Annotated in this window: 1 protein-coding gene; it reads left to right on the top strand. The window is 60.8% G+C overall.

Features of this window, described 5'->3' with window-relative positions:
- Positions 1-43: 43 nt before the first annotated feature.
- On the top strand, positions 44-278 hold a 235-nt coding region (locus KVS69_RS19440), incomplete at its 3' end, for a hypothetical protein (protein WP_217539586.1).

Genomic DNA, 278 nt, shown 5'->3' with positions numbered 1-278 from the left:
TCTACCGGAACATGCCTGGCGCCGTTACGCTAATGGGAGAACGTTGGCCCTGATCGACATTGCTCTCGCTGAGCTTTTGGGCGACCTTAGCTACGGTCGCTCTCGTAGCGATGAGTCAGTGCCTCGCGAGGCTATTCCACAGATCAGGTACTACGCGGCGAGACTTGCCCACACCATGGTGGAGGTCAACAAGCTGGACTCGCCCGGCGCGCGCGGCTGGCTGGAAGCCGCCAAGAAAGATCCGCTGCCGGAAATTCGCCTAGGACGCTTCAGGGTCG

Origin of the sequence: Stenotrophomonas sp. GbtcB23, from assembly GCF_019091045.1 — a bacterium.
Taxonomy (GTDB): domain Bacteria; phylum Pseudomonadota; class Gammaproteobacteria; order Xanthomonadales; family Xanthomonadaceae; genus Stenotrophomonas; species Stenotrophomonas rhizophila_A.
Note: the sequence above shows the minus strand (reverse complement) of the source record. Positions and strands in the feature narration are given on the sequence as shown.